The organism is Synechococcus sp. R3-13 (assembly GCF_047462195.1).
Taxonomy (GTDB): Bacteria; Cyanobacteriota; Cyanobacteriia; order Thermostichales; family Thermostichaceae; genus Thermostichus.
On sequence record NZ_JANSIO010000029.1, the window covers coordinates 1 to 8889 of the forward strand.

Here is an 8889-nt window from a genome sequence, read left to right on the forward strand (position 1 = left end):
GCCTGGGACAGGGATCCCCAGCCCACTCCCAAACTCAACCCCAAACTCACCACCCGCCACCAACGACCGTTCACGCGCATAACCTCTCATGCTCCTCGAAATCCACAACAGGGAAAATTCACTGCAAAACCGGCCAAACCCTCCCTCAGCACCCTGACAGCGGCAGGGAAGGGAGCCTTGCTGCTGACGGGGCTGTGCTGCGCAGGGGGCAAAGCTGTGGCCCTACCGGAGTCGAGATCCACTCCACCTCCAGGCCAAACACCTGTCGCACCCGGCTGGGGGTCAACACCGCCAAGGGAGACCCCAGGGCCTGCATCTGGCCGGATCCCAGCAAGGCAATCTGCTCGCTGTAGCGAATGGCCAAATTCAGGTCGTGCAGCACCGTAACTACCGTCAGGCCCTGCTCCTGCTTCAGCCGTTGCAACAGCTCCAGCAGCTCCAGTTGGTGGCGCAGATCCAAAAAGGTGGTGGGCTCATCCAACAGCAACACCTGCGGCTCCTGCACCAAAGCCAACGCCAGAAAAGCCCGTTGCCGCTCGCCCCCCGAAAGGGTTTCCACCCGCCGCAGCGCCAGGGATCCCAGTCCCGTCTGCTCTAGAGCCCACTCCACCCGCTGCCGATCCGCCGGCGTCAACTGCCACGCCCACCAGGGCTGGTGGGGAGAACGCCCCAGACTCACCAATTGCCGCACCGTCAGCCCTGCCGGGATCCTCGGCTGCTGGGGCAAAAGAGCCAACTGCCGGGCCACCTGCTGGGGAGTGAGTTGAGTGTGCAGATCCCGACCGTCCAGGTACACGCGCCCAGCTTGGGGAATCAGAACCCGACTCAACAGCCGCAGCACCGTCGATTTGCCCGAACCATTGGGGCCGACAATGCTCAGCCATTCCCCCTGTTGCACGCTGAAGCTCACCTGTCGCACCACCGTCCGGGATCCGTAGCCCCCGCTCAAGTCCTCGACCTGCAGGATGGGCTCTCTCATCGCCCCGCCCCCTGCTGCCGCAGCAGCCAGCCGAAAAAGGGAGCCCCCATCACAGCGGTGACAATCCCCACCGGCAGCTCTATCGGGCCCAAACGGCTCAGGATGTCGGCACCGCTCAGCAGGGTCGCCCCTGCCAAGGCAGAAAGGGGCAACAGCCAGCGGTAATCGGATCCCACCCCCTGCCGCACCATGTGGGGCACCACCAAACCGACAAAGCCGATCACCCCCCCCACACTGACAGCGGTTGCCGCCAGCCAAGCCGCCACCAGACCAATCACCACCCGCGTCCGCACTAGAGGGATCCCCAAGCTCACCGCCATCTCTTCCCCCAAGCTCAGCAGGTTTAAAGCCCGCGCCTGCCCCCATCCCAATCCCAAGCCGACCAGGATATACGCCCCGGCCACCTGCACCTCTGGCCAGCCCCGCCCGCTCAAGCTGCCGATCAACCAGGTGAGAGCCACCTGCACCCGGTCATCTGCCATCAACAACAAGGTGGAGCTAATGGCCCCAAACAGGGCGCTGACGGCCACCCCCGCCAAGATCAGCCGCTCCACCGCCAGTCCCGAGGGAGTACGCGCCAACCCGTACACCAACACGGTAGTCAGCACCCCGCCCACCCAAGCGGCCAGGGGCACCCAAGCCGTCCACTCTCCCAAGGTGAGCAACCCCACCGCCGCCAGGCCCGCCCCCGCCGAAATGCCCAGCAGGTAGGGATCCGCCAGCCCATTGCCCAGCATCCCCTGCAACAGGGCCCCTGCCATCCCCAGAGCCGCCCCCAGCAACTGGGCCAAGAGCGCCCGCGGCAGCCGCAACTGCCAAACAATCGTCTGCCGAATGGGATCCCCCTGCCCCCACAGGGCTTGCCAGAGTTCTGGGAAAGTCATGGGAACGGATCCCAAAGCAATCGAGACCAAAAGTACTAGGAAAATGAAACTCAATAGCAAACAGGTCAAACCGATTGGCGAGAGCAGCCGCTTTCTTTGCCCCCAGCCTCTGCCCCCCTCAACCTCTGTATACGGACACTCGCGATCGACCAGCACCGGGAAAACCTCTCGAGCTTTGCCCAGGAAGAGAGCCTTCTGAGGCCAAGAAACCCCCTCCGCCCGCAAGGTCGGGATGGAAAACTCAGCCAAGTTGGCCAGGCCTCCCTCCCGAGCTTTATTGAAAGTCAAACTCAACAAAACGTAGTCGCTAGAATAGCAAGGCTTCTTGGATGTTGCAAGTCAGTTTCAATAGCTTGTGCCTAAATTTCTCCCTCTTGCGCTTCAGGGCTTTTGGACAAGACCGGGCAGCGCCTCTGCCCAGCCATTCAGACTTACCTCAGGGGGGATCCAACTACCCTGAGCGAGGTCATGGCAACCAACCGCGAAATGGGAATCAGGGGAGAAGGGCTGGGGAAACGTCTCAAACTTCATCTAGACCTGGATCTAGAATGGCCCAAGCTGGTCGGCCCGAGTTGGCTAGACTCCGAACCTTCAGCCCATTGCTTGCCCACGTTTTGATGCCATGACTTCTCCCGCCGAGCATACTTGGAATGCCCTGGAGGTGGATCCCACCCTCCTCACCCCCATGATGCAGCACTACGTAGAGCTGAAGCGGCAGTATCCCCACGCCATCTTGCTCTACCGCCTGGGGGATTTCTACGAGATGTTTTTCCAGGATGCGCAAGTGGTGTCGCGGGAGCTGGAGCTGGTGCTCACCGGGCGAGAGGCCGGAGCCATCGGCAGGGTACCCATGTGCGGGATCCCTTACCACGCCTTTGACCGCTATGCCGCCCAGTTGGTGGCCAAAGGCTATGCCCTGGCCGTCTGCGACCAGATGGAGCCAGCAGAGCAAGCCAAGGGCTTGGTGCGGCGGGAAGTGACGCGGGTGATCACCCCTGGCACCGTCCTCGAAGAAGAGCTGCTGCAGGCGCGGCAGAATAACTACCTGGCGGCCATTGTGCAGCTCAAAGGATCAAGGCAAGCTCCCTGCCGCTGGGGCCTGGCCTACGCGGATGTCTCCACCGGCGAGTTCTGGGTGTGTCAAAGCGAGGGGCAAGAGCCTCTGGAGCAGGAACTGGCGCGGCTGCAGCCGGCGGAGATCCTGCTGCCCACCGAGGAGGGACTGGGCCTGGGTCTACTGCGGCCCGGGGATCCCCAAGGGCCTTTGGGGCTACCCGGCCAGTACGCCTATACGCTGCGCCCAGCGGAGCCTTTCGAGTTGGCGGTGGCGCGGGAGAACCTAATGCAAACCTACGGCCTGCGCTCTCTGGAGGGATTGGGCTGCGAGGGGCTGCCCCTAGCTATTCGAGCGGCGGGGGGGCTGTTGCACTATTTGGAGGAGACGCAAAAGAACCTAGTGCAGCCCTCTCCTCAGGGGGGCCATCCGCTCCTGCGTCCCCCTCGCACCTATCAGTTGACGGATTACCTCATCTTGGATCCCCAAACCCGCCGCAACTTGGAGCTGACCCAGACCATCCGCGAGGGATCCTTTGTCGGATCCCTGCTCTGGGTGCTGGATCACAGCCGTACAGCCATGGGGGGGCGCACTTTGCGGCGCTGGCTAATGCAGCCTTTGCGGGATTCGGAGCAAATCCGCCTTCGCCAAGACACCATCCAAGAGCTTTTGGAAAACCCTTCTCTGCGGGCCCGCCTGGGATCCCTTCTGGACTCTCTGTACGACCTGGAGCGGCTGGCCAACCGCGTCGGATCGGGCACCGCCAACCCGCGCGAGCTGGTGGCCTTGGGATCCTCCTTGGGCAAACTGCCCCAGTTGGCCGAGCTGGTGGGGGAAGCCAAGACTCCCCTCTTGCAAAGCCTGCAACAGGTGGATCCCGCCCTGGTTGAGCTGGGCCAACGCATCGAGCACACCCTTCTGCCCTCCCCTCCCCCTGTGCTCACCGAGGGGGGCCTCATCCGAGCCGGCGTGGATCCCGAGCTGGACAGGCTGCGGCAGCAGGTGGAGCAAGACCGCCAGTGGGTTGCCCAGTTGGAAAAAAGCGAGCGCGACCGCACTGGGATCCCCACTCTCAAGGTGGGCTTCAACAAGGCCTTCGGCTACTACCTCAGCATCAGCCGCGCCAAGGCCCACCAAGTCCCCAAAGAGTACATCCGCAAGCAAACCCTGACCAACGAAGAGCGGTTCATTACCCCCGAGCTCAAAGAAAAAGAGGCCCGCATCCTCACAGCCCAAACCGACATCAACCAGCGGGAATACGAGCTGTTTGTGCAGTTGCGCCAAGAGGCAGGATCCCGGGCCGAAGCCATCCGCCAAGCGGCCCAGACCCTGGCTGCCGTCGATGCTCTGTTTGGCCTGGCGGAAGTGGCAGTGCAGCAGGGATACACCCGTCCCCTCCTCACAACAGACCGCCGGCTCATGATCGAGGAGGGTCGCCACCCGGTGGTGGAAAAATCCCTGCCCCAGGGCCTCTTCGTGCCCAATTCGGTGCAACTGGGATCCCCCCACGGCCCCGATTTGATCGTCCTCACCGGGCCCAACATGTCCGGCAAGTCCACTTACCTGCGGCAAATTGGGCTCATCCAAATCCTGGCCCAGATGGGCAGCTTTGTCCCCGCGCGGCGGGCAGAGTTGGGCCTCTGCGACCGCGTATTTACCCGCATTGGCGCTGTGGACGATCTGGCTACCGGCCAGTCCACCTTCATGGTGGAAATGAACGAGACCGCCAACATCCTCAACCACGCCGGCGAGCGCTCCTTGGTGCTGCTGGACGAGATTGGCCGAGGCACCGCTACCTTCGATGGCCTTTCCATTGCCTGGGCGGTGGCGGAATACCTGGCCACTCAGGTGCGCGCCCGTACGGTCTTTGCCACCCACTACCACGAGCTCAACCAACTGGAGACCTTGCTGCCCAACGTGGCCAACTTTCAGGTGGTGGTCAAGGAATTGCAAGATCGCATCATCTTCTTGCACCAGGTACAGCCTGGGGGGGCAGATCGCTCCTATGGCATCGAGGTGGGACGCATGGCTGGCCTGCCCCAGCCAGTGATCGAGCGGGCCAAACAGGTGCTGGCCCTAGTGGAAAAACACAGCCGCATCGGCCTGGGCTTGAGAAACCAAGGGAAAAGCCAACCTGCCCAGAAGAACTGCAAAAAAGAGCCCGCTCCCAATCGCAGCCCCGATTCCGCCGTTGGGGATCAACTGTCTTTGATCCCAGCACCTCTCTCTCCCGATTGGCCTTAGACTCCCCTACCCCTAATCCAGATCCCGTTCTTGCAACCCCAGGGCTGCAGCCAGCCCATCCAGCTCATCCCGATGCCCCTCCACCCACAGATGGGATCCAGGGGCCGTTCGCGTTGGTGCTGTGGGGGAACCGTGCTGTCCACAGAAGGGGAGCGGGACGGAGTCCTCGTCGGCTTCCTGCAGTTTCAGGCGGATTTGTTCCGGGCGTTGGTTGCGCTGCCGGTAGTACCAACCCGCCCAAGGAGAAGCCAGCACCACCATCCAGGGCCAAGCTCCCCACCCCGGCTCAAGGGTCTGCAGCACCAAGGCCAAACAGGCCAGTCCCGTCCCCGCCAGTCCCGTCAAAAAAAGGGCCAGCCCCACGCTAGCCTGACCCTGCCCTGCAAAGGTGGCGATCCCCTCGGCATCGGCGGACTGGAGACGATAGCCACGCCCTTCCAAGTGCTCCCGTAGAGCGGATCCCATTTCCTCCAGGCTGCGACTGCTAAAGTAGAGGCGACTCTCCACGCGATCCTTGCCCGCAGCTCGCAGAAAAAAGAATAGACCGATGGCCAATAGAGTCGTCAACGCCAAGGTTGAAACCTTTTCCCCCGTCAGCGGGGCTATGGCCAACCCAAGTGCCTGAGCAGAGCCCAGTCCGCCCAGAGGAAGGGGGTTGACCTGTTCGGGGAGTCTGGCTCCCCCACAGCTGGGTGGGATAGGTGAATGGGAACAGTTCATCGAGTAGAATCGAATAGATTGGAATAGGCAAAGCAATTTACACGCTACCTTTGAAGTTTAGACCCTCTAGGATGGATGGGTTACTTCCCCCAAGGACGATCTGCTGGGTTCACCCTGAGGGCAATACGCTTTTTCGCAGTGGCGGTGACGGTTGAACTGGGGGGATCCTACGCTGGCTCTCATGTCTCTGGGCTGAGAAATGCAATTATAATTAAGTTATGATAAGGGGCTCACGCTCTCCGTGTGACCCCTCCGCTTCTACTTCAGCCTTTCCCTATGGGGCATGGGCAGGAGGTCGGGTTGAGGAAGAGGTCAATGTATGATTTCCTCTGACTGCTGTAAGGCGTTGAGCAGGCGCGAAGTTACCGTTGGGGAACACTTAAGCTTAACTTGCTCCACATCACTGACCATTCCTCTCTCAGCCCACTGAACTGCCTACCCCTGTCGCTACATCAGCAACACCCTACATGTCTAACTACGAACCTGAACTCAACGACATTTTGTTGGATGGCCCCGCCGATCTCCTCGATGCTGCCGAAGAAGCAGAGGTGGATCTGGCCGATGGCGAGTTTCTGGAAGAGGAGCCAACCCGCCGCTCCACTGATCTGGTGCGCCTCTATTTACAGGAGATTGGTCGTGTTCCTCTTTTGGGGCGCGATGAAGAGGTGGCCCTGGCCCAAAAAGTCCAAGACTACATGAAGCTCTTGGATTTGCGCCTGCGCCTGCAGAAAGAGTTGGGACGGGATCCCACTCTTGCGGAATGGGTGGCCAAGGCCAACCAGTACCCCGAGTGGGCGCAACTGACCCCTGAAAAGCTGCAGCAGATTCAGCGGATTGGCAAGCGTGCCAAAGAACACATGATCAAGGCCAACCTGCGCCTGGTGGTGTCGGTGGCGAAAAAGTACCAAAACCGCGGCTTGGAGCTGCTGGATCTGATCCAAGAGGGTACGCTGGGCCTGGAGCGAGCGGTGGAAAAGTTTGACCCGAAAAAGGGATACCGCTTCAGCACCTACGCCTACTGGTGGATCCGGCAGGGCATTACCCGTGCCATTGCCACCCAAAGCCGTACCATTCGCCTGCCCGTCCACATCACCGAGAAGCTGAACAAGATCAAAAAAGCGCAGCGCAAGCTCTCCCAGGAAAAGGGCCGCACCCCCACCATCGAAGACATCGCCTCCGAGCTGGAGATGACCCCGCCCCAGGTGCGGGAACTGTTGGTACGGGTGCCCCGCTCGGTTTCTCTGGAAACCAAGGTGGGCAAAGACAAGGACACCGAACTGGGGGATTTGCTGGAAACTGACGACATTTCTCCAGAAGAGACCATGATGCGGGAAGCCCTGCATCGCGATCTGCAGCAGTTGCTCTCGGATCTCACCAGCCGCGAGCGGGATGTGATCCGCATGCGTTTCGGCTTGGGGGATGGGCGCACCTATTCGCTGGCGGAAATCGGTCGCGCCTTGGATCTGTCGCGAGAGCGGGTGCGGCAAATTGAGGCCAAAGCCCTGCAGAAGCTGCGTCAGCCGAAGCGACGCAACCGCGTGCGAGATTACCTGGAAGCTATCAGCTAGTTCCGGCTTGCCCACTGGCTCCCCCAGCGTCCTACCCGTTTCCGCAGTCGGGCTGCTGCCCACTCCACTTCTGGGATCCGCAGGTAGAGAGCTCCGGCGGCGAACAAGCTTAGACCTAAACCCGCGGCCAGCCCGGCCCAAATGATGGCGGTGAGCAGGGGAGACCCCACAATCTCGTAGGAGCGCAGTTGGGTCCACAGCCAATGGCTCAGTCCCCCGGCCAAGACGGTGATCCCCAGCAATGGCAGTAGGGCTTGTCCCATCTCCCGCCAAGGGATCCCTGGCAGGTGCCGGTGCAGCCGGATTCCCAAACCGATCAGCGCCACCAGATTAACCCCCGCCGTGGCCAGGGCAATGCCCGGCGCTCCAAAAGCCTGCAAAAATAGAAAGTCCAGTAGGGCATTCAGGCCAATGGCCATGCTGCTGATGCGCAGAGGCGTAGCCCCATCCTCCAGGGCATAGAAGATCCGCACCAGCACATCCCGCAGCAGGTAACCGGTCATCCCTAGACCATAGGCCATGAGCAGGGCTGCCACCTCTTGTGTCACCTCTGGCGTAAAGCGCCCCCGCTGGTAGGCCACTTGGACAATGGGCTCGGCCAACGCCACCAACAGCATCGACAGGGGCAGGGTCACAATTGCCGTAAGCATCAGCCCTTGGCGGATACGCTGGCGCAGCTCCGGCCAACGGGATCCATCCCCTGCCAACTGGGCATAGAGAGGCATCAAGGGCACCAGCACCATGTTGGAGAGGATCCCCAGCGGCGTTTGTACCAGAAGCTGGGCATATCCCAAGTTGCCGATGGTGCGATCCCCAGGTACGAAAGAGGCAAAGAACAGATCCACATAAACATTGATGTGGATCATCCCGGAGGAGATCACCGCCGGCAACATCAGCAAGCCCACCGCCCGTACCTGCGGGGATCCCCACTCAAAGCGCAGGCGCGGTCGCCCCAGCCCTAACCGCATCTGGAGCGGAACTTGGGCCAACCATTGGGCAATGGCCCCGATGAGCACGCCCCAGGCCAGCAAAGTTGGGATCCCCGTCCATCCCAGCGTGACCAGGATCCCGATCACCGCCAAGCTGGAGATCAGCGGGCTAAGGGCAGGCAAGGCGTAGTGTTCGGCAGCATTCAGCGCTCCAAAGCCGATGCCAATCCACCCCGAGAGCAAGGCCAAAGGGGCCATGATCCGCAGTTGCGCAGCGGCCAGAGCATGGACTTCGGGGCTGGCTCCCGGCGCATTCAGGCGCACCACCCAGTCCGCTCCCCACCAAAGGCCCAAGCTGACCAGCAGGAGCAGGCAGCCTACCAAGGTGGAAATGGATTCCAGCCAGGCAGCCGCATCCTCCCTGTCCCGATCCCGCTGCTTTTTGAGGACACTGACGATGGCGCTGTGAAAAGGGCCGTTGATCCCTCCCAGCAGAATCAACAGAAAACCG

6 protein-coding genes are annotated in these 8889 nt (G+C 61.5%); 2 read left to right on the forward strand and 4 right to left on the reverse strand.

What is annotated here, in order from left to right:
* Positions 1–145 precede the first annotated feature (145 nt).
* Together NW856_RS00885 and NW856_RS00890 are read right to left on the reverse strand one after the other, a co-directional pair.
* A complete protein-coding gene (locus NW856_RS00885) occupies positions 146–979 on the reverse strand; it encodes an ABC transporter ATP-binding protein (protein WP_414398627.1) in 834 nt (277 codons plus the stop codon).
* Positions 976–2019, reverse strand: a complete 1044-nt coding sequence (locus NW856_RS00890; RefSeq protein ID WP_414398632.1) for a FecCD family ABC transporter permease — start codon at positions 2017–2019, stop codon at positions 976–978. The genes NW856_RS00885 and NW856_RS00890 overlap by 4 nt, the downstream gene beginning before the upstream one ends.
* A 466-nt stretch (positions 2020–2485) precedes the next feature.
* Here NW856_RS00890 and mutS point away from each other — a divergent pair, with 466 nt between their 5' ends.
* Positions 2486–5161: a DNA mismatch repair protein MutS gene (gene mutS / locus NW856_RS00895; RefSeq protein ID WP_414398628.1), complete on the forward strand. Its 2676-nt coding sequence runs from the start codon at positions 2486–2488 to the stop codon at positions 5159–5161.
* 12 nt (positions 5162–5173) lie between these two features.
* Here mutS and NW856_RS00900 read toward each other — a convergent pair whose 3' ends face one another.
* Positions 5174–5734: a cofactor assembly of complex C subunit B gene (locus tag NW856_RS00900; RefSeq protein WP_414398630.1), complete on the reverse strand. Its 561-nt coding sequence runs from the start codon at positions 5732–5734 to the stop codon at positions 5174–5176.
* 614 nt (positions 5735–6348) lie between these two features.
* Here NW856_RS00900 and sigC point away from each other — a divergent pair.
* The gene (gene sigC, locus NW856_RS00905) at positions 6349–7449 is read left to right on the forward strand and encodes an RNA polymerase sigma factor SigC (protein WP_414332157.1); all 1101 of its coding nucleotides are present in this window, start codon (positions 6349–6351) and stop codon (positions 7447–7449) included.
* Here sigC and murJ read toward each other — a convergent pair.
* Positions 7446–8889, reverse strand: a 1444-nt coding sequence (murJ, locus tag NW856_RS00910; protein WP_414398631.1) for a murein biosynthesis integral membrane protein MurJ, incomplete at its 5' end; no start/stop codon positions are given. The genes sigC and murJ overlap by 4 nt on opposite strands.

Bases quoted from the DNA above. Each gene is read 5' to 3' on its own strand.
- sigC (WP_414332157.1), top strand. From the start codon at position 6,349: ATGTCTAACTACGAACCTGAACTCAACGACATTTTGTTGGATGGCCCC.
- NW856_RS00885 (WP_414398627.1), bottom strand. From the start codon at position 979: ATGAGAGAGCCCATCCTGCAGGTCGAGGACTTGAGCGGGGGCTACGGA.
- mutS (WP_414398628.1), top strand. From the start codon at position 2,486: ATGACTTCTCCCGCCGAGCATACTTGGAATGCCCTGGAGGTGGATCCC.